Annotated in this window: 16 protein-coding genes; 6 read left to right on the plus strand and 10 right to left on the minus strand. The window is 35.0% G+C overall.

From position 1 onward, the window contains the following. Positions 1–31: 31 nt before the first annotated feature. On the minus strand, positions 32–1,000 hold the full coding sequence (locus tag GON26_RS13705) for a Gfo/Idh/MocA family protein (protein WP_160375345.1): 969 nt from the start codon (positions 998–1,000) through the stop codon (positions 32–34). A 322-nt stretch (positions 1,001–1,322) separates the two neighbouring features. Between GON26_RS13705 and GON26_RS13710 the strand changes: the two genes are divergently transcribed. Then, on the plus strand, positions 1,323–2,648 hold the full coding sequence (locus GON26_RS13710) for an ammonium transporter (RefSeq protein WP_160375346.1): 1,326 nt from the start codon (positions 1,323–1,325) through the stop codon (positions 2,646–2,648). A gap of 387 nt (positions 2,649–3,035) precedes the next feature. Here the strand turns inward: GON26_RS13710 and GON26_RS13715 are convergent, their stop codons facing one another. The 3 genes from GON26_RS13715 to GON26_RS13725 all read right to left on the minus strand — a co-directional run bounded on the left by GON26_RS13715 (position 3,036) and on the right by GON26_RS13725 (position 8,022). Beyond that, positions 3,036–5,117: a protein-disulfide reductase DsbD family protein gene (locus GON26_RS13715; RefSeq protein ID WP_160375347.1), complete on the minus strand. Its 2,082-nt coding sequence runs from the start codon at positions 5,115–5,117 to the stop codon at positions 3,036–3,038. Beyond that, positions 5,117–6,427 (minus strand): tRNA lysidine(34) synthetase TilS, encoded by a 1,311-nt coding sequence (gene tilS, locus GON26_RS13720; protein ID WP_160375348.1) that lies wholly within the window; start codon positions 6,425–6,427, stop codon positions 5,117–5,119. The genes GON26_RS13715 and tilS overlap by 1 nt, the downstream gene beginning before the upstream one ends. A 308-nt stretch (positions 6,428–6,735) precedes the next feature. Further along, the gene (locus GON26_RS13725) at positions 6,736–8,022 is read right to left on the minus strand and encodes an anthranilate synthase component I family protein (RefSeq protein ID WP_160375349.1); all 1,287 of its coding nucleotides are present in this window, start codon (positions 8,020–8,022) and stop codon (positions 6,736–6,738) included. A 218-nt stretch (positions 8,023–8,240) separates the two neighbouring features. On the opposite strand from GON26_RS13725, the gene GON26_RS13730 reads away from it, so the two are divergent. Further along, the gene (locus tag GON26_RS13730) at positions 8,241–9,137 is read left to right on the plus strand and encodes a DUF4349 domain-containing protein (RefSeq protein WP_160375350.1); all 897 of its coding nucleotides are present in this window, start codon (positions 8,241–8,243) and stop codon (positions 9,135–9,137) included. A 204-nt stretch (positions 9,138–9,341) separates the two neighbouring features. After that, complete coding sequence (locus GON26_RS13735) at positions 9,342–9,719, plus strand: DoxX family membrane protein (RefSeq protein ID WP_160375351.1); 378 nt, start codon at positions 9,342–9,344, stop codon at positions 9,717–9,719. A gap of 85 nt (positions 9,720–9,804) precedes the next feature. Here the strand turns inward: GON26_RS13735 and GON26_RS13740 are convergent, their stop codons facing one another. From GON26_RS13740 to GON26_RS13760, 5 genes are all read right to left on the minus strand, one after another. Then, entirely contained in the window at positions 9,805–10,347 is a 543-nt protein-coding gene (locus GON26_RS13740) for a lipocalin family protein (protein WP_160375352.1), read from the minus strand. Between the two features lie 149 nt (positions 10,348–10,496). Beyond that, on the minus strand, positions 10,497–11,900 hold the full coding sequence (gene lpdA, locus GON26_RS13745) for a dihydrolipoyl dehydrogenase (protein ID WP_160375353.1): 1,404 nt from the start codon (positions 11,898–11,900) through the stop codon (positions 10,497–10,499). Positions 11,901–12,153: 253 nt separating this feature from the next. Further along, positions 12,154–12,444: a type II toxin-antitoxin system RelE/ParE family toxin gene (locus GON26_RS13750; RefSeq protein ID WP_160375354.1), complete on the minus strand. Its 291-nt coding sequence runs from the start codon at positions 12,442–12,444 to the stop codon at positions 12,154–12,156. Continuing rightward, positions 12,434–12,679: a hypothetical protein gene (locus GON26_RS13755; RefSeq protein ID WP_160375355.1), complete on the minus strand. Its 246-nt coding sequence runs from the start codon at positions 12,677–12,679 to the stop codon at positions 12,434–12,436. Before GON26_RS13755 ends, GON26_RS13750 begins: the two co-directional genes overlap by 11 nt. 233 nt (positions 12,680–12,912) lie before the next feature. After that, positions 12,913–13,371 (minus strand): Lrp/AsnC family transcriptional regulator, encoded by a 459-nt coding sequence (locus GON26_RS13760; RefSeq protein ID WP_160375356.1) that lies wholly within the window; start codon positions 13,369–13,371, stop codon positions 12,913–12,915. Between the two features lie 350 nt (positions 13,372–13,721). Here GON26_RS13760 and GON26_RS13765 point away from each other — a divergent pair, with 350 nt between their 5' ends. Beyond that, complete coding sequence (locus GON26_RS13765; protein WP_160375357.1) at positions 13,722–14,924, plus strand: aminotransferase class I/II-fold pyridoxal phosphate-dependent enzyme; 1,203 nt, start codon at positions 13,722–13,724, stop codon at positions 14,922–14,924. Between the two features lie 408 nt (positions 14,925–15,332). Here GON26_RS13765 and GON26_RS13770 read toward each other — a convergent pair whose 3' ends face one another. Beyond that, complete coding sequence (locus GON26_RS13770) at positions 15,333–17,267, minus strand: amino acid permease (protein ID WP_160375358.1); 1,935 nt, start codon at positions 17,265–17,267, stop codon at positions 15,333–15,335. Between the two features lie 324 nt (positions 17,268–17,591). Here GON26_RS13770 and GON26_RS13775 point away from each other — a divergent pair, with 324 nt between their 5' ends. Together GON26_RS13775 and gndA are read left to right on the plus strand one after the other, a co-directional pair. Beyond that, the gene (locus GON26_RS13775; RefSeq protein ID WP_160375359.1) at positions 17,592–18,749 is read left to right on the plus strand and encodes a Gfo/Idh/MocA family protein; all 1,158 of its coding nucleotides are present in this window, start codon (positions 17,592–17,594) and stop codon (positions 18,747–18,749) included. 430 nt (positions 18,750–19,179) lie between these two features. Beyond that, positions 19,180–20,586: an NADP-dependent phosphogluconate dehydrogenase gene (gndA, locus tag GON26_RS13780; RefSeq protein ID WP_160375360.1), complete on the plus strand. Its 1,407-nt coding sequence runs from the start codon at positions 19,180–19,182 to the stop codon at positions 20,584–20,586. Positions 20,587–20,615 lie beyond the last annotated feature (29 nt).

The following is a 20,615-nucleotide window of genomic DNA, read 5'->3' on the forward strand; positions in this document are numbered from 1 at the left end:
AAAATTTACTACAATTTTAGAAAATATTTTTTTAAAGAAATTCTAAACCTACTTGGTTTTTAACGGTTTCTACAATTTTACTCAATTCCAGACTATTTTGATGTGACCAAAGTTTACTTTCTATTTGGTTGTTTCTAATGCAGTTATGACATTCGATAGCTTCATACGAATAGCCTTTTCCTAAATTTGGAAAACTAAAAGGAGTATATTTTTCATCTTTAATAATAGAATATCCGTCAGCCACAAACCACGGAGCGTTAAGTTCGATTCGGCCCTGAGTTCCGCCAATGATAGCTTTCATATCAGATTCTGAAACTATTGAAGCGTGTAAAACAGCCTGCGCATTCTCATATTGTAAAATCATGGAAGTTTGTAGATCAATACCGTTTTTATGAAAAATAGCTTTTGAAATTATTTCTTTCGGAATTCCGAGCAATAGATAAGACAGAAATAATGGATAAACTCCAATATCAAATAAAGCACCTCCTCCATTATTTTTACTAAATAACCGGCTTCCTTCTGTTTCATTTCCTATAAAAGCAAAATCGGCTTTTATGTAATTTAATGCGCCAATTTCTCCATTTTCAACTTTCATCAAAACATCCTGAACTGAGGGAATAAAACGGGTCCAGAAAGCTTCCATAAAAAATTTGTTGTATTTTTTTGAAGCTTCAATCATACGAGAGGCATCATTATAGGATAGTGCCATGGGTTTTTCGCATAAAACATGTTTGTTGTTTTGTAATGCCTGAATAGACAATTCAGCGTGTGAATTATGAGGAGTCGCGATATATACAATATCTATTTCATTATCTGCAAAAAGAGTTTCATAAGAATCATACGCTTTGTCACAATTGTACTTTTCAGCAAAATCATTTGCTTTATTAATGTCTCTGGAAGCAACCGCCGCCAATTCAGCATCCTTTATAAGTAGTAAATCTGCAGCGAATTGGTGGGCGATATTTCCAAGACCTACAATGCCCCATTTAATTTTATTCATTTCTAAATTTATATTTTAATTACAAAAAATGTTAAAATCATCAAATATACATCATACTTTAAAAAAAGAGAGGCGTTTTTACCCTCTAATTAAAAGATTAAGTAGAAAGTTAACAGAAATAAAAAGGAAAATTCATATAAATTTAATTGTTGAAGAAAAAAACACATTAACAAAACACAAAATTTAACCTTGTTTTAAGAAATACATTCAAAATAGAGGGGGTCAAATTGAAAAATTAACAAAAATTAAACATAAGACACTATTTTTTATAGGGGTGTCGAATGATTTTATACTTTTATCAAAAATTTAAAACTAAATAACTATGCGAAAAATTATTTTAAGTGTGATACTAATCACAATTCTGTTACTATCTATTTTTTCTATTTCATTTGTTACCGAATCTAAAACCCTAGGCGCTCACGTTGTCGAATTAAAACTTGACACCGGAGATACTGCATGGATGGTTGTTGCAACTGCTTTTGTATTATTAATGACACCTGGTTTAGGTTTCTTCTACGGTGGTATGGTAGGTAAGAAAAACGTAATTAGTACAATGTTACAAAGTTTTATGGCAATGGTAATTGTTACTGTTCTATGGGTAGTTGTTGCATTCGGATTATGCTTTGGACCATCAATAGGTGGATTCATTGGAGACCCTACTTCAAATATTTTCTTTCAGGGAGTAAGCGCAAATACCGCTTGGGAATTAGCCCCAACGATTCCGTTTATTCTTTTTGCATTGTTTCAGGCAAAATTTGCGATTATTACACCCGCTTTAATAACAGGAGCTTTTGCAGAGCGTGTACGTTTCTGGGCTTATTTATTATTCATGGTTTTATTCATATTATTTATTTACGCTCCATTATGTCACATGACATGGCATCCTGATGGATTGTTCTTCGGATGGGGAGTTCTTGATTTCGCAGGAGGAACAGTAGTACACATGAGTGCTGGTTGGGCTGCATTAGCCGGAGCTATCTTCTTAGGAAAACGTAAAGTTCAAAAAGTAAATCCTGCCAGAATTACGTATGTATTATTAGGTACAGGTTTATTATGGTTTGGATGGTTCGGATTCAATGCAGGTTCTGCAGTTGGAGCTGGAAGTCTTGCAGCACAAGCTTTAGGAACTACAACTATTGCAGCCGCTTCTGCAGCGATGGCTTGGGTTTTCCTTGACAAAATTTTAGGTCACAAATTATCTGCAATGGGTGCTTGTATTGGTGCTGTTGTTGGTCTAGTTGCGATCACGCCAGCTGCTGGTTTTGTAAGTATCCCTCACGCTTTAGCAATTGGTGTTATTGCAAGTGTTATCAGTAACCTTGTGGTTAGTAAATTCCCTAAAGGAAAAATTGATGATGCTCTGGATGTTTTTGCCTGTCACGGTGTTGGTGGTATGGTAGGAATGTTATTAACTGGAGTTTTTGCATCTAATTCTGTTAACTCTATTGTGGGAGAAAACCAAGGATTAATTTTTGGTGATGCTACTTTATTCTTAACTCAATTAAAAGCATTAGTATTGGTTTCAATCTTTGCTTTTGTAGGTTCATACATTTTATTCTTTGTTGTAAATAAAATTACTCCTCTAAGAGTTACTGAAGAAAAAGAAGAATTAGGATTAGATATTTCTCAACACGGAGAATACTTATAAGAATTAATTCCCTTTTGCCCTTAATAAAAAAAGCACTCTAATACCACCTTAGAGTGCTTTTTATTTGAATTAACCTCAACCTGAAAATTTATTCCTCAGTGTTTTCTTTATCTAAAAAAACACTATTCAAATTCTTCTAAAAGAATAACGAATGCAATTCTATTTTATTGCTATAATGATTTTACAAAGGAGTAGAAATACCTTAAACTTAAAAGGATTAAAAAGAAAATTATCCACAGGATTTTATACTTTCAACCTTAGTCATAGGCTCATACATTTCTTTTTCTCTTCTTGTTTTCAGATTATCTTTATTTGCTAAATAGAATAAAAATGCTCCTAAAGCGAATAAGCCACTTATAAAAAAATCCAGAAAATTAAAAAATTTCATTATTTAAAATTCGAAATCCCGGTTTTCAGCCAAGCTAAATACTCTTCGGTACTTACATAACTGATGGTTGGTTTTGCAGTATTTAAGCTTTTACCTTCCAAATCCGTCAAAACATATAAAGGCTGTGTATTGGTTTTATATTTAGAAATCATAAAATCGGTCCATTTATCACCAATCGTTTCGATTTTATCTCCTTTAGCAGTTACAAATTGCTGATCCGCTGGCAATGGACGTTTATCATCAACATATAAAGAAATCAGGACAATGTCGTTTTTTAAAATCGGTAATACTTTTTTATCAGACCAAACATTGTTTTCCATTTTTCTGCAATTCACGCAAGCATGGCCTGTAAAATCTAACATCATAGGTTTGTTTATTGATTTTGCGTAAGCCAAACCATCTTCATAATCTGTAAAAACTACAATTCCATGCGGGCCTAATTCAGCTCCTTTTGGTAATTTTTCGGTCGATGCCGACGAATTTCCGGAACCTCCCACTCCAAAAGGACTTTCGCTGTATTGTGGCGGTGGCGGAAAAGCGCTAATCAATTTTAACGGTGCTCCCCAAAGTCCGGGAATAAGATAAACTGTAAAAGCCAGAGTAACTAAGCCTAAATACAATCTGCCTACTGAAATATGTCCCAAAGGACTATCGTGTGGCAATGTAATTTTTCCAAATAAATACAAAGCCAATGCTCCAAAAATTGCAATCCAGATTACTAAAAACACTTCTCTCTCTAAGAAATGCAATTGCAAAACCAAATCAGCATTTGATAAAAACTTGAAAGCAAAAGCCAGTTCTAAAAACCCTAAAAACACTTTTACCGTATTTAGCCATCCACCTGATTTTGGAAGTGAATTCAACCAACCCGGAAACATAGCAAAAAGCATAAAAGGCAAAGCCAATGCTAATGAGAAACCAAACATTCCTACAATTGGCCCAATAACACCATTAGTTGCTGCCTCAAACAAAAGCGAACCCACAATAGGACCCGTGCATGAAAACGAAACGATTGCCAGAGCCAAAGCCATAAATAATATTCCAATTACTCCACCTCTGTCTGCTTGCTGATCTACTTTGTTTGCCCAGGAATTAGGCAACATAATTTCGAAACCACCTAAAAATGAAGTTGCAAAAATTACTAACAAAACAAAGAATCCCAAATTAAACCAAACATTTGTAGCCAATGAGTTTAAGGCATCAGCTCCAAAAATCCAGGAAACTAAAAATCCAAGTGCTACATAAATTACTATAATAGAAATTCCATAAATAATAGCATTTCTAATTCCCGCAGCTCTTGTTTTACTTTGTTTGGTAAAAAAGCTTACTGTCATTGGAATCATCGGAAAAACGCAAGGTGTTAACAATGCTGTAAAACCAAACAAAAATGCTACAAAAAAGATCGACCATAAACTTCTTGGTGATGCCGGAGCCGACGTTTCAGGTTTGGTTTCACTTTTATCAACTTCTGTTTTTGCAGTTTCATTTTTAGCAGAAGCCACTGCTGTAGTGGTAGTATCTACAGCCAAACCAGCCACTTTTGTTTCGTCTAATTTTACCTCTTTTACTGTCGCTACTGCTTCCATTTTTAGAGAAGGCGGAATGGCAATCGAGAATTTTTTGCTCAAATTGATGCAGACTTCTTTACAAACCTGAAAATCAAATTCTACCTCAACCGTTTTCAAATCAGGATTGGTGATGATGATTTCCTGTTCTACATGCGCTTTTCCTTCAAAGAAAGTTTCATTGACACCAAAAACATCATTAAAAGCTGTTTTCGTTTTTCCTTCTTTGGCTTTGCCTACCAAATTATAGTTTCCTTTTTGGTTTTTAAAAGCAATTTCTAACGGAAGTGGTCCGCCATCTGGTGTAAATTGCGAATACAAATGCCAGTCTTTATCAAGTATTCCGTCGAAAATCAAAACAGCATTGGTATTTGATTTTCTTTCTATTTTTGCTGTCCATTTTACAGGTTCTAAAATCTGAGCATTGGCTTTTGCAAAAAATAAAAACATCAAAAGCAACACATATTTTTTCCAGTTTTTTCTTAGTGACATCACGCGGTATTGATTAATATTCATTATTGTAATTGTATTTTTAATATTGTATTTGAAGCTTTTTCTACTTTAAAACGTTCATCTTGTCGTAATCCAACAACCCAGAGAATTTGGCCTTCAGAACATAAAAGCCAGACATTTTCTTTCTCTATCAACGACAATTTTTCGTCTTTAAAGAGTTTACTGATTTTTTTTGACTTTCCTCCCATTCCAAAAGGATGAAAAAAATCGCCCTCTTTCCATCTGCGTAAAACTAATGGAAAACGGATTTTTTCTGCGTCCACAAAGATAGCTTTATTTGAATCTACTGTAATGTCATCTACCTGACAAAGCTTTAATTTTAAGGGAAAATTAACTTCTGATTCGTTTTCTTCGATTGTATATTCTTCGCTTTCATCAACAACAGAAATCGGACTTAAAATAAGCGTTTCTCTGTTTTTTAGCAGTCTGAATTCTTCCGAAAGCACTTGTTTTCCGGATTGCCCATCTACTAAATCATAAATATCATTCCAGGCAAGGAAACCAAATTCATTCAGCCATTGGTACAAATACGAGTGATAATTAGGAAGCTTTTTTAATTGATTTAGATCGAAATGAATGTCGTCGCCTACTTCTTTCGCTACCTGCTGATAGACCATGATCGAAGCATCTTCGACCATTTCCTGTGATTCCTGTAAATACGATTGTGTTTTCTGAAAAGCACTCAGGAAATTTGGATTGATTTCTTTTAAAATCGGAACCAGATCGTGACGGATCTTATTGCGCAAATATTTATTGGAAGCATTACTGCTATCCTCTCGCCATTCAATAGCATTATCCTGGGCATATTGTAGAATTTCTTCTCTCGAAAAAGGCAAAAGCGGACGGATAATTTTATCGTTTTGTTCCGGAATTCCAGTTAAACCTTCTAATCCTGTACCACGGGAAAGATTAATGATAAAAGTTTCTAAATTATCATCGGCGTGATGAGCAGTCAAAATGTAATCGAAATTCTCGGTTTCTAAAAGTTCGTAAAACCAACTGTAGCGCAACTCTCTCGCTGCCACCTGAGTCGATAGCTTGTAGTCTTTTGCAAAAGCTTCAGTATCAAATTGAGTAGTAAATATTTCAATATTATTGTTCTGGCAATAGTTTTGAATAAAATCCTGATCGCCAAAACTTTCTAATCCGCGCAATTGAAAATTACAATGCAAAACTGCAATTTCATAAGGCAATTGCTGTAGCAAATGCAGTAAAACCATACTATCTAATCCGCCACTTACGGCCAGAAATAGTTTTTTATCTCCTAAAAAAGGAAATCTGTTTACGATATGATTTTGAAATTTTGAAAGCATTGGATAAATGTAAAAAATTATATTCTATCTATTCTTAAATGAAATGTTAAGCCTGTTTTTTTTCGCCACAAATTCACGAATTATTTTTTTACGCAGTCCCGATAGCTATCGGGATGCAGATTTATTTTTTAGGCCACAGATTAAAAGGATTTTCACAGATTTTTTAATGTTTTTGAAACTATTTTTTTGCCACAGATTAAAAAGATTTCCACAGATTTTTCTAATCATTTTAATCCGTTAATCTGTGGCTAAACCTTTTTTTTCCAAAGATTAGAAACAAATAATTCGTGAATTCGTGGCTAACCTTTTTAACCCAAAACCTCGTGCATTGCCTTCGCCTTCAGTAAACATTCTTCATACTCATTTTCCGGAATAGACTGTGCTGTAATGGCGCTCCCGACAGAAAACGAAACATATTGATTTTCCTGATTATATAAAATACTTCTGATGACAACATTAAAATCAAAATCGCCTTCTGGGGTAAAATAACCAATCGCTCCGCTGTACAAACCACGTTTGGTTTCCTCAAGATTTTCGATGATTTTCATTACTGATATTTTCGGTGCTCCTGTCATGCTTCCCATGGGGAAAGTTGTTTTTAAAACGTCAACTGCAGAATATTGAGTATCTAACTTTGAGGTCACGGTAGAAATCATTTGATGCACCTGCAAAAAAGAATATATTTTGCAGAGTTCCGTAACTTTTACTGAGCCTTTTTGAGCTGTTTTTGATAAATCATTCCGAACCAAATCGGTAATCATGATATTTTCGGCACGTTCTTTTGAATCGTTTTCCAGAAATTGCTTTGACTTTTCATCTTCAACTGGATTAGAAGAACGCTTAGAAGTTCCTTTTATGGGTTGAGAAATGATCGTTTCACCACTCTTTTTCAGATATCTTTCTGGCGAAGCCGATAGTAAAAATTGTTTGTGATTTTTAAAGAAAACTGAAAACGGTGCCTGCGAAATTGCATTCAGTTTCTGGAATTTTTCTAAGGGATTAATGATGGCATCTTCAGCAAAAAATTCCATACAAAAATTAGCTTCATACATATCACCTGCGTGAATGTGATCCAGCATTTTTTTTACTTTTTCAATATAGAATTCTTTTGAAATTCTTTGTTGCACTTCGACTCCGTTCAGTGTGACAAACGAATCAAATTCACTTTGAACAATTTCCTCAAAATCTTCTTCTACTTCATCATCACATAACATTAAATACTGCACTTCAAGCTGATTCCCTTTCAATAAAAACACTTTTTTGGGTTGAAAAAAGAACAAATCAGGAAACCCTAAACCATCAAAATTAGAAGATTTTAAAGGTTCAATATTATTCTTTAAATCGTATGACAAATAACCATAAAGCCAGTCTTTAGTCGTTTGCTGGTATTGTTTTAAATCCTCAAAAGCATTGTGAAAATCGGTTTTTAAAGACGTAAAAGCATCCACAGCCAGCATACAATCAAAACTGGAGTATTCTTGCGGATAGGAATTACTATCCAAAAAAATGACTTCGCGAAATTGCTGTGACCAACTTAAAAGTTGCTGTTTGAACTGCTCAGGATTCGGAATATGCTTGTGAATTGAAACTCTCAAAAATGGATAAATTTTAGACTTCAAAATTACGACAAATATTTTCCCTTGATAAAGTAATCCTGAAAAATATTGGCACACTTTTTAGTATATCGAATTAGTGCTAATTATTAAAATTTTTCTTGCCATTTGATTAAAAATTACTCTCGATACTTTATCCAACCATTTTTATTTACAGGGTGTAAATAATTTTATTTATTAATCAAATTTCAAAAATTTTTATGAAAACAATTGCAAAATTAGGTTTGGCCTCATTGGTAATCATCGCATTACTATTTTCTTGTAAAAAAGCAGACAATTCATCTGCGGAAAGCACTGCTGATTATACAGTAGCAACCGACAGCACTGTAGTTTCTTCATCGGCAGCGGTGGAGCAAAAAAACAGCAAACAAAAATTTATCCGAACCGCGGATATTAAATTTAAAGTCAGAAATGTTGCCAAATCTACCTATGCAATTGAAAACGCTGTCCAGAAATTTGGCGGCTATGTTACCTACACTAATATTCAGAGCACGATACATGACCAGATAAAAACCAAAATTAGCCAGGACAGTACACTTGAAACTACTAAATACAGTGTCGAAAACAACATCACGATTCGTGTTCCTAATACGCAATTAGATACGGTTATAAAAAGTATTGCCAGACAAATTGATTTCTTAGATTTTAGAGTAATTAAGGCCGATGATGTTTCCTTAAAACTTTTAGCCAATCAGCTTTCGCAAAAAAGAAGTGTAGTAAATGAAAAAAGAGTAGCAAACGCGATTGATAACAAAGGCAAAAAAATAAACGATGTTATGGAAGCCGAAAACACATTGGCTAACCAAAAAGAAGAAAATGATAATCGCAAAATCGAAAATTTATCAATTCAGGATCAAATAAACTTTAGTACAGTGACATTGCAATTGTATCAAAAGGAAACCATCAGACAAGAAATTATGGCTAGCGAAAAAGACAGCGACGCTTACAAACCTAATTTAGGAATCCAGATTTTGGATGCCCTGAAAAGCGGCTGGTACATTCTTGAAACGATTCTGGTGGCGTTATTACATCTTTGGCCATTTTTATTATTAGGATTCGGAGGTTTTTTCGCTTATAAAAAATATGCAAAAAAATAGGTTAAACTGTTAATAAAGTAGTATTTTGATAAGAAAAAATTCGTTATATTTGATATAGAATTCCATTAATCCTAAAATAGGATTATCCTGATTGTAAAATTCTCAATAAAACGGGGTCAAAAAAGGATTTTCATTTATTCAGAATTTAAACAGAAATGCTTTTCAAAACATTAACTATTTAACCTATTTAAAATCCTAAATATTATGAAAATTGCTACCATTATTGTCCGCGTTCTGATTGGTCTTTTGTTGCTTTTTGCTTCTATTAGCTTTTTCTTCAAACTAGCTCCAGAACCAGAAGCCACAGGAAATTTTAAAGCTTTTAATATGGGGTTAGTTGCCTCAACCTATTTACTTCCCTTAGCTAAAACAATAGAATTACTTTGTGGAATAGCCTTTGTAACAGGTCGCTATGTAACTTTAGCCAATATCTTGATACTACCTATTACCATCAATATTTTGTTTATTAATTATTTCCTGGCTCCTGAAGGTCTGCCAATTGCCGGTCTGCTGTTCTTAGCCAATATATTTTTAATTTACAGATATTGGGATAACTACAGAAGTGTTTTCAAAGCACAATAAGTGACATTCTTTAAAAAACAACAAACCCGACACCTAAAAAAAGTGCCGGGTTTATTTTTACTAATTCAAATTCAAAAAATATTTTCTAATTGGTTTTATCGTGTTTCACCCAAACCAAATCTGTAACTGTATAACCTATTTCCTGTGCTTTTATCAAAAAATCTGCTTTTACACTTTCTGGAATTGTAGTTTCTCTGGAAAGTATCCACATATTTTTAAGGCTATCACCCGCAACAAGTGCATATTTATAATTTTCATCTACCGCAACTATATTATAACCTGAATAAAACGGTCCAAAAAAGGAAACTTTCAACATACCAACATTATCGTCTTTTACAAATTTGGCTTTACCAATACTTTCTTCCCATTTGTCTTTTTTAAAGTTATAACCTTTATTATCTACCCTAATAGTACCATTTTCATTAAGGGAATATTCGGCAGTTACATTATTTAAATCTTTTTCCCATTTATAATCTAATCTGGCAATTTCGTACCATTTCCCAAGGTATTTCGCTTTATCAAAATTAGTTACAGCTGTTACACCTTTTGGAATAGTAGCACCACAAGAATAAAGCATCAAGGCTATTCCTGCTCCTACTATAACCGGAGCGATATATCTATTTTTCATACTGTTGTCATTTTAAATTAGTCAAAGTTAATATTGAGACCGGCAAAACATTTTACAAAATTTCATTTCATTTTTATATGATTATAGAAAATAAAAAAACCGTCAGAAAATAAATCCTGACGGTTTCTAAAAATATGATTTTACGTAAATTATACGTGTAATGCTCTATTGTCTGTAGCTGCTAATGCTGCTTCTTTTACCGCTTCCGCGAAAGTTGGATGCGCGTGGCTCATTCTGGAAATATCTTCAGCAGAAGCTTTAAATTCCATTGCAGTAACTGCCTCAGCAATCAAATCTGCTGTACGGGCACCAATCATGTGAACACCTAAAACCTCATCAGTCTTAGCATCAGCAATGATTTTTACAAATCCGTCCAAATCTCCACTTGCTCTTGCACGCCCTAAAGCTTTGAAAGGAAAACTTCCTACTTTATATTCAGTTCCGGAAGCTTTTACCTGCTCTTCTGTTTGTCCAACTGCTGCCACTTCTGGCCAGGTATAAACAACACCAGGAATCAAGTTATAATCGATATGGGGTTTTTGACCAGCCAAGATTTCAGCAACCATAGTTCCTTCTTCCTCCGCTTTATGCGCCAACATTGCTCCACGAACAACATCACCAATTGCATAAATATTAGGAACTGAAGTTTGTAAATGATCGTTTACCTCAACTTGTCCTCTATCAGAAATTTTAACTCCAGCTTTGTCAGCGTTCAATCCGTCAGTGTAAGGACGACGACCAACAGAAACTAATGAATAATCTCCTTCTAAAGTAATCGTTTCTCCTTTTGCATTTTCAGCCTGAACAACCACAGCATCGCCGTTTCTTTCTACCGATTTTACTTTGTGAGAAACGTAGAATTTCATTCCTTGTTTTTTCAATACTTTCGTCAATTCTTTAGACAAAGCACCATCCATTCCTGGAATAATTCTGTCCATGAATTCTACTACAGAAACCTGTGCTCCTAAACGCAAGTAAACTTGTCCAAGCTCAATTCCGATAACGCCTCCACCAATAATAACAAGGTGTTTTGGAACTTCTTTTAAAGCCAAAGCCTCAGTAGAAGTGATGATTCTTTCTTTATCAATTTTAATAAAAGGCAAAGAAGATGGTTTTGAACCTGTAGCAATCACCGTATATTTTGCTTCAATAGTTTCTGATGTTCCGTCTGCTTTTGCAACAGCAATGTGTGTTGCATCTACGAATGAACCTAAACCATTGAAAACCGTGATTTTATTTTTATCCATTAAGTAGTTGATTCCGCCTACGGTTTGATCTACAACGGCTTGTTTACGCGCAATCATTTTCTCTAAATTGATTTTCACATCACCCGAAACTTCGATTCCGTGATCTGCAAAATGAGCAATTTCAGCATAATGATGAGAAGAAGATAATAATGCTTTTGAAGGAATACAACCTACGTTAAGGCAGGTTCCGCCAAGAGAATTGTACTTTTCTACGATTGCAGTTTTGAAACCTAATTGTGCGCAACGAATTGCTGATACATATCCGCCAGGACCTGAACCTATAATGACTACGTCAAATGAACTCATAGTTTATCTATTTTTATTTTAGCGATACAAAATTAAGGAATAAAGTTTTGTTTAAAGTTTAATTTTCAATGTTTTTTGTGTGAATTTTGAGAGATGCAAGATTTGATTTGGATTGGGCATTTTACCGCAAAGTTCGCAAAGAGTTAAGCAAATGTTCGCAAAGACTTATTTAAAATTTGCTGGCAAAGTTGAGGACACAAAGTGACAAAACCTGAAACCTGAAACTAAAATCTATGCTCTGAACCTTTAAATATCATGGCTTCCGTTGAGGATCTCTAGAGGTATGAAACACAGAATGAATAACAACATCATTTTCGAGAATTTCATAAATAATTACAAAAGGGAATTTTACCAATGTTAATTCTCGGTAATAAGGCTCTTTTTTAATTTCAAATAATTGCGGATTTGTCTTTAATACTTTTAGATAGGATTTCAAATAAGATAGAAATTGCTTTCCCAAACCCTTACTTCTACTTTCATAAAACTCAATAGATTCGTCAATTTCCTTTTCTGCTAATGGTAAAATAATAATCTTAAAACCCATATTTAGCATTCAAACGTTTTTCTACTTCTTCCCAAGAGCTAGTTTTGTTTTCACCCGAAATATACTTTTCTCTCTCTTCAGCAACAATATCGTAGTGTGAATCTGAAACAATTGATTTTTTTTCGTCGTGATTTATAGCATCAAAAACACTCTCTAAAATTTCTAATTTAGAATCATCTTCAATGAATCTCCCAAAATCACTTATAAGTTTACGTCTTAATTCTTTCGTTTCCATTGTCATTGCACTTTAAATCAAATTTAAGATTTTTTAGTTTTGAATTGCGAATTTTGCTTTTAAATTTTACCGCAAAGTTCGCAAAGGGTTACGCAATCCCGATAGCTATCGGGACGCAAAGTCTTATTTAAAGTTTGCTGGCAAAGTTAAAGGCACAAAGTAACACAACCTGAAACTTGAAACCTGAAACTAAAAAAACCTTTGTTCCTTTGCAACTCTGAACCTTTGTTACTCTAAAAAGAAATCACCGTAGAATTCTTTACTTCGCTAATCATAAAAGTACTTTGTGTGCTGCCAATATGCTGTAAAGTTGTGAGTTTGGTTACTAAAAATTCTCTGTAGGCTTCCATATCTTTTACTAAAACTTTGAGGATGTAATCATAATCGCCGCTTACGTGATGGCATTCTAAAACTTCGTTTAGCTTGATGACTTCGCTTTCGAATTTGGTTAGGAATTCTTTGGTGTGCTGAATGAGTTTTAAATGACAGAAAACTACAAACCCTTTTTCGATTTTGGTTTTATCGACTAATGCTACATAGTTTTTGATAATTCCTTCACGCTCTAACTTTTTGATGCGTTCGTAAACGGCAGTTACCGAAAGATTCAATTTTAGAGATAATTCTTTGGTTGTTTTTTTACTGTCGGTTTGAAGTAGAACTAAGAGTTTTTTATCGGTAGTGTCTAAGGTCATTGGTGTGAGTTGTGAGTTGTGAGTTGTGGGTTCTTTCCGCTGAAAAAAAATCTATTGATTGGAGTTTTATCAAACAAAATTAAATTAAAAATCTTATAAATTCATATTTTATAGATTTAAAATCTAATTATAAATACAATCATTGATTAATTTTCTAATAAGATGTTATTTTGACTGGATTTCCTTTTGAAAACGGATCTCCTAGCCCTGATGGAAACGGCATCCTTTTGTGGTGGGGTTCACCACAAAAGATATAGTGGACAGCAGGAAATAGCTCCTTAAAAATTTCAAATTTCAATGGCAATGGCAATCTCAAACAACAACAAACTAAAAACAATAAACGACAAACTATGAAAGACTTTAACCCAGCAGATAAAATTCAGGATTTGCAATATTTTGGTGAATTTGGCGGTGTGAATCCGTCGATTTCGGATTCTTCGACTTATACGTTTTTATCGGCAAAAACGATGTTTGATACTTTTGAGGGAAATATGGAGGGCTGTTATTTGTATTCGCGCCATTCTTCGCCAAGTAATTTGTATTTGGATCAGGCTTTGGCTGCAATGGAAGGAACGGAAACGGCGAATGTTTCGGCTTCGGGAATGGGGGCGATTACACCTACTCTGTTACAACTTTGTGGCGCGGGCGATCACATTGTTTCGAGCCGCACGATTTATGGTGGAACGTATGCTTTTTTGAAGAATTTTACTCCGAGGTTTGGAATTGAAACGAGCTTTGTTGACATCACAAAACTGGATGTTGTTGAAGCGGCAATTACACCAAAAACAAAAGTTTTGTATTGTGAAACGGTGAGTAATCCGCTATTGGAAGTAGCTGATATTGCCGGTTTAGCGCAAATTGCTAAAAAGCATAATTTGAAATTGGTGGTTGATAATACTTTCTCACCATTATCGGTTTCTCCGGCAAAATTAGGTGCAGATATTGTGATTCACAGTTTAACAAAATACATCAACGGAAGCAGCGATACGGTTGGCGGTGTAACTTGTGCTTCGAAAGAATTTATCAATGCCTTGAAGAATGTAAATTCGGGTGCGAGTATGCTTTTAGGACCAACAATGGATAGTTTGCGTTCGGCTAGTGTGATGAAAAACTTACGTACACTTCATATCCGAATTAAACAACACAGCCATAATGCGCATTTTCTGGCTGACAAATTCGAAGAAGCGGGTTTAAAAACGGTTTATCCTGGCTTGAAAAGTCATCCGAGTCATGAATTGTATAAAACGATGATTAATCCTGAATATGGTTTTGGTGGAATGCTGACAATTGACGTTGGCTCTTTGGCGAAAGCCAATGAATTGATGGAACTGATGCAAGCCAGAAATCTTGGCTATTTAGCCGTAAGTTTAGGGTTTTATAAAACACTTTTTAGTGCACCGGGAACTTCGACTTCGAGCGAGATTCCGCTGGAAGAGCAAGCTGCAATGGGACTTACGGATGGATTGATTCGTTTCTCGATTGGGTTGGATAATGATATTCAGCGTACTTACGAGATGATGAAACAATGTATGGTAGAGCTTAATATTCTTTAGTAACAGATTACATTTTTTCCGCCACGAATTCACGAATTAATTGTTTATATAAATTCGTGAATTCGTGGCGTTTTTTTTTGTACTTATTCACTAAATCGCGTTTATTTTATTTCACGCAGATTTTAAAAAGATTTAAGCAGATTAGCGCAGATTTTTTCGCCACGAATTCACGAATTAATTGTTTATAAATTCGTGAATTCGTGGCGTTTTATAGTTTTCAACACAACTTTGTCATTTCGAACGAGAAATCTCCGCAAGAAGCTCGACAAAGATTTTCTTATTGGAACGGAGTTACTTGCGGAGATTTCTCCTTCGTCGAAATGACACAAAATGCGATAAAAAAAGCCGTTCTGATATAATTTTTCAGAACGGCTTTTTATGTAACATTTCACAGCTTACATTTCACATTTAACCTTCCACAACATCATTCAATTTACTATTCTTTCTGCTATAAGTGAAGTAAATAAACAATCCGATTAGTAACCAGATAGTGAAGTAAATCCAGTTCCAAACGCTTAATTCGGCCATCATGTACAGGCAGCAAATAAGACCTAAAAGCGGAATTAAAGACAAGTTTTTTCTGAATGCCCAAACGGTTAATCCAACTAAAACGAAAAGGAAAATCCACATTGGGATTTTGTGTTTGAATAAACTGAAACCTGATTCGTATTTTAAGGAATCGTTGATTGGCAAGCCTTTTACGACTTCGGCATATTTGGCTTCGTCATCTTGATATTGACTCAATAAATGCTCTAAATCTGATGTTTCGGCAGTTTTATTCTGAACATCAATCGACTCTAAATATTTGAAAACTTTTTCAGAATCGCTTTTATCCAATGAAGTGATAATAGTCGTGGCATCATTGGTTTGTGCTTCGTTATTAATGAAAGCCATTGTTGCTTTATTATTGAAAGCAAAAGCATAATACAAACCTGCAATTATGGCTATGGGCAAAATAAATTTTGAATTGATATAAGGCGTTTTGAATTTTCCTCTTGGAATATTTGGTTTATCCTGCAACACCAAAACTCCCGCACAAACTAAAACAAAGGCAAATAAAGTTCCGATACTACATAAATCGGTTACCATGGTAAGATTTAAAAACAAAGCGGGAACGGCAACTACAAAACCTGTTACAATGGTTGCAAATGATGGCGTTTTGAATTTTGGATGAACTGTTGAGAATTTCTTTGGCAACAATCCGTCACGGCTCATACTCATCCAGATACGAGGCTGTCCCATCTGGAAAACCAATAAAACGCTCGCCATGGCAATTACAGCACTTACGGCGATAATTCCTGACATCCATTTTAAATCTAATTTTTCGAAAACAAACGCTAATGGATCACCAACATTCAATTCGCTATAAGAAACCATTCCGGTTAAAACCAAAGCAATGGCTATATATAAAAGTGTACAAATAATAATGGCCCACATCATTCCGCGTGGTAAATCACGTTGCGGATTTTTACATTCTTCGGCAGTTGTCGAGATGGCATCAAAACCAATATAAGCGAAGAAAACAGCTGAAACTCCTTTTAGTACGCCTCCTACTCCGTTTGGAGCAAACGGATCCCAATTGGCTGTATCTACATAAAAAGCGCCCACCGCAATCACCAAAAGTACGATGCAAAGTTTTACCACTACCATTAAATTACTGGCGTTACGGGATTCTTTCATCCCTCTGTACACCAAAGCGGTAATCAAAACAATGATAAATAAGGCTGGAATATCAGCCACAAAATGAAAAGAACCTATAGTTGGTGCCGTTGTCCAGGCCGTATGAGCAGCTTGTAAAGAAGCACTTAAATTCTCGAAAGATTTTCCGCTTTGCATTAAGGCTGTTGCTTCGCTAAAACCGTTTGAAGCGGTTAAATAATCCATCTGAATCCATTGCGGGAGATGAATTCCGCCGCTCTGGAGCAGTCCTGTAAAATAATCACTCCAAGAAATGGCGACCGTTATATTTCCGACGGCATATTCCATGATTAAGGCCCAACCAATTATCCAGGCAATTAATTCTCCAAAAGCAACATACGAATACGTGTAAGCACTTCCTGAAACAGGAACCATTGAAGCAAATTCGGCGTAAGCAAAAGCGGCAAAACTACAGGCTAATGCGGTAAATAAAAACAAGAAAATTACAGCTGGTCCACCATCTGCACTTGCTTTCCCGATCGTACTAAAAATTCCGGCCCCTACGATTGCGGCGATTCCGAAAGCAGTTAAATCTCTGGCTGTCAAATGCTTTCCTAGCGCATTATGACCATCAGCTTCGTTTTTTGCAACTTGCTTTAGAATATCCTGTACCGTTTTTTTTCGAAATAAACTTGAAAATGCCATAGGTGGTTTTGCGATTAAAAATTAATATACTTCGGACTTTGTGCTTTTATTTTGCAAATAATGCAAAAATTATCCTGATTTCAAATATATAAAACGATTTTGTTTTATTGCTGTTTTTTTTCGTCATCAATTCACGAATTAATTTTGCTCACAGATTGCACAGACAGAACAAATTTACGCCGTTTCTTTATTCATAGATAAGTTCTGATTTATTTTTTAAAAGCTTATTTTTACCTCTTAATCAGAAAATTACAAAAAAATAGGTGTAACATTTTTTCAAAATTGCTTACCTATAAAATAGCTTTTAACCAAAAAACAACCTTTATGAAAAAAATCACAAGACGCTCGTTTGTAAATAAATTTGGATTGGGCGTTGGTGCCTCTGTAGTGCTAACCACACTTCCTTCGTTTATAGCTGCGCCGGAAAATAATGAACCACAATATACCGGAAAAAAAATGAATGTAGCCCTTTGTGGTTTAGGAATTTACGCCAAACTTCTGGCCGAAGGCATCCGGGTTTCTGAGTATTGTCATCTTGCCGGAATTGTAACCGGAACTCCTGCAAAAGCCGCAGAATGGAAAGCGAAATATAATATCCCGGAAAAGAATATCTATAATTACGAAAATTTTGATGAGATTATAAATAACAAGGATATTGACTTAGTGTATGTGGTGCTGCCAAATGGTCTGCACAAAGAATTTGTTATACGTTCTGCAAAAGCCGGAAAACACGTCATTACCGAAAAACCTATGGCGAATACAGTAAAAGATTGTGAAGAAATGATAAAAGCCTGTGCTGATCATAAAGTCCAACTGGCCATTGGCTATCGCTTGCATTATGAGCCTACACATCTTGAAATAAAACGATTAGGACAGGAAAAAGTGTTTGGAAAAGTGAGATATATCGAATCATCGCTTGGTTATAAAACCTATGATACGCTAGATACGACAACCATTGTCGATATAAACGACCGTAACGAATGGCGACTGAATAAAAAATTATCCGGTGGAGGGCCGTTAATGGATTTAGGGATTTATTGCATTCAGATAAGCCGTTATACATTAGGCGAAGAACCCATTGCGGTTACGGCACAATACGGAACTGTTAATAATAAAAACAGATTTTCGGAGACTGAGGAAAGTATTTCCTGGCAAATGGAATTCCCGAGTGGCGCAACTGCGAATTGTAATACTTCCTGCGGTTATAATATTGATCGGTTTTATGCTACTGCAGATGAAGGTTTTTTTGAATTAAGTCCCGCATTGAGTTACGGCCCTTATGAAGGCAGAACATCCCAAAAACAATTGAAATTTCCGCCTATTCTACAACAGAAAACACAGATGGATGAAATTTGTAAACTTTTGTTAGAAAACAAAAAATTACCGAATCATATCGCTGGTGAAGAAGGTTTGAAAGACATGAAAGTTATTAATGCCATCTATAAGGCTGCAGATACCGGAAAGAAAATTTCGATAAGTTGATTTTATTGGATGTGATTAATTTAACACATAGAAGCATAGGCTTTCCAGGCTTTAAAAAAGACGTTTCACTTATTTTAAAGACACATAAGCCAATCTCTGGAATACATACACATCCACACCATTTTTTCTTATGAAAACGGATGCCTAGCCCAGATAGCAGTGAAAATCCTTTTGTGGCGGGGTTCGCCACAAAAGATTGTAACGGATAGCTGGAAATTGCTCCTAAAAAATAACATCATTAAACCTACATCGATTTCGAAAATACAAGTCGACTAATCTTTATAACATTTTTATATTAATTTGAGTGAAAATCCAACAGTGACAGGCGTTTGTGAATTTTTAAAATTCGGATATTTTACTTGAAAATCGGTTTGAAATACTTAAAATATAAATTTTAAACCTTAAATTTGGGCTTTTAAAAATATACACAATGGCAAATAGCGATTCTAAGAAATATAAATTAGGAATGATTGGGTTAGGAACAATGGGCCGAAACCTATTGTTGAACATGGCTGACAAAGGTTTTTCTGTAACAGGTTACGATAAAAACCAAACAATGATTGACAAACTGGAAGAAGATGGTAAAAATCATAATCTGGAAGGTTTTAGCGATATTGAAAAATTTATTGACAGTCTGGACACGCCGCGTACCTTAATTTTATTAGTTCCGGCTGGGCCAATTGTAGATAGCGTAATTGCTGAATTGAAGCCACTTTTAAGCAAAGGCGACATTATTATTGATAGTGGAAATTCGCATTTTTCGGATACTAACCGTCGTGCTGCTGAATTGGAAAAAGAAGGTTTACATTTCTTTGGGATGGGAATTTCTGGTGGTGAAGAAGGCGCTCGTTTTGGTCCTAGTATGATGCCTGGAGGTGACAAAAACGCTTATAATGTGATGAAGGATATTTTTGAAGCGATTGCTGCAAAAGTAAACGGCGATCCATGTGTTACGTATATTGGTCCTGGTGCTTCTGGACATTTTGTAAAAATGGTGCACAACGGAATTGAATATGCGATCATGCAATTGCTTGCAGAGTCTTACGGAATCATGAAAAATGGTTTAGGATATTCTAATGCAGAAATTCATACTGTTTTTAAGAAATGGAACGAAGGAAAACTTCAATCATTTTTATTGGAGATTACTACCGATATTTTCCCTGTGAAAGATACTGAAACTCCGAACGATCTTTTGGATATGATAAAAGATGAAGCGCGATCTAAAGGTACCGGAAAATGGACTTCGGAAGTTTCGATGGAATTACAGCTTCCTGTTCCGACCATAAATGAAGCGGTTACCAATCGTGATTTATCAAAATACAAAGCGCTAAGAGTTTCTCTTGAAGAAGCTTTTGGTAAAAAAGATACTAAAATCGACATCTCTGTAGATGATTTAGAAGATGCTTTTTACTTTGCTATGATTTCGGCTTATGCGCAAGGTTTGCATTTATTGGTTCAGGCTTCTAAAGAATATGGCTACGAATTACAACTACACGAAATTGCTAAAATCTGGCGTGGTGGCTGCATTATTAGAGCTACTTTCTTAGCCGATATTTATCAGGCTTACAGCAACAATAATGCTTTAGAACATTTATTTGGCGATAGCAATATTCAACAAATTATAAAAGGTACTTTATCAGGAACCCGCAAAACAGTTGCCGCTTGTGTAGGTGCTGGTGTTGGAATTCCTGCTTTTGCTTCTACCCTAACGTATTTTGACAATATTACAAGTGCCAGAATGCCTTCGAACCTGATTCAGGCTCAGAGAGATTTCTTTGGAGCGCATACTTTTGAACGCATTGATAAAGAAGGTGTTTTTCATGCCGACTGGAATTAATTAGCAAGCCATTTTAATACACGAATCTC

Origin of the sequence: Flavobacterium hydrocarbonoxydans, from assembly GCF_009789235.1 — a bacterium.
Taxonomy (GTDB): Bacteria; Bacteroidota; Bacteroidia; order Flavobacteriales; family Flavobacteriaceae; genus Flavobacterium; species Flavobacterium hydrocarbonoxydans.

Coding starts and splice junctions, on each gene's coding strand:
- GON26_RS13765 (WP_160375357.1), top strand. CDS start 13,722: ATGAAAGACTTTAACCCAGCAGATAAAATTCAGGATTTGCAATATTTT.
- GON26_RS13740 (WP_160375352.1), bottom strand. CDS start 10,347: ATGAAAAATAGATATATCGCTCCGGTTATAGTAGGAGCAGGAATAGCC.
- GON26_RS13750 (WP_160375354.1), bottom strand. CDS start 12,444: ATGGGTTTTAAGATTATTATTTTACCATTAGCAGAAAAGGAAATTGAC.
- GON26_RS13775 (WP_160375359.1), top strand. CDS start 17,592: ATGAAAAAAATCACAAGACGCTCGTTTGTAAATAAATTTGGATTGGGC.
- tilS (WP_160375348.1), bottom strand. CDS start 6,427: ATGCTTTCAAAATTTCAAAATCATATCGTAAACAGATTTCCTTTTTTA.
- GON26_RS13705 (WP_160375345.1), bottom strand. CDS start 1,000: ATGAATAAAATTAAATGGGGCATTGTAGGTCTTGGAAATATCGCCCAC.
- GON26_RS13755 (WP_160375355.1), bottom strand. CDS start 12,679: ATGGAAACGAAAGAATTAAGACGTAAACTTATAAGTGATTTTGGGAGA.
- GON26_RS13770 (WP_160375358.1), bottom strand. CDS start 17,267: ATGGCATTTTCAAGTTTATTTCGAAAAAAAACGGTACAGGATATTCTA.
- GON26_RS13715 (WP_160375347.1), bottom strand. CDS start 5,117: ATGAATATTAATCAATACCGCGTGATGTCACTAAGAAAAAACTGGAAA.
- GON26_RS13710 (WP_160375346.1), top strand. CDS start 1,323: ATGCGAAAAATTATTTTAAGTGTGATACTAATCACAATTCTGTTACTA.
- GON26_RS13730 (WP_160375350.1), top strand. CDS start 8,241: ATGAAAACAATTGCAAAATTAGGTTTGGCCTCATTGGTAATCATCGCA.
- lpdA (WP_160375353.1), bottom strand. CDS start 11,900: ATGAGTTCATTTGACGTAGTCATTATAGGTTCAGGTCCTGGCGGATAT.
- GON26_RS13760 (WP_160375356.1), bottom strand. CDS start 13,371: ATGACCTTAGACACTACCGATAAAAAACTCTTAGTTCTACTTCAAACC.
- GON26_RS13735 (WP_160375351.1), top strand. CDS start 9,342: ATGAAAATTGCTACCATTATTGTCCGCGTTCTGATTGGTCTTTTGTTG.
- gndA (WP_160375360.1), top strand. CDS start 19,180: ATGGCAAATAGCGATTCTAAGAAATATAAATTAGGAATGATTGGGTTA.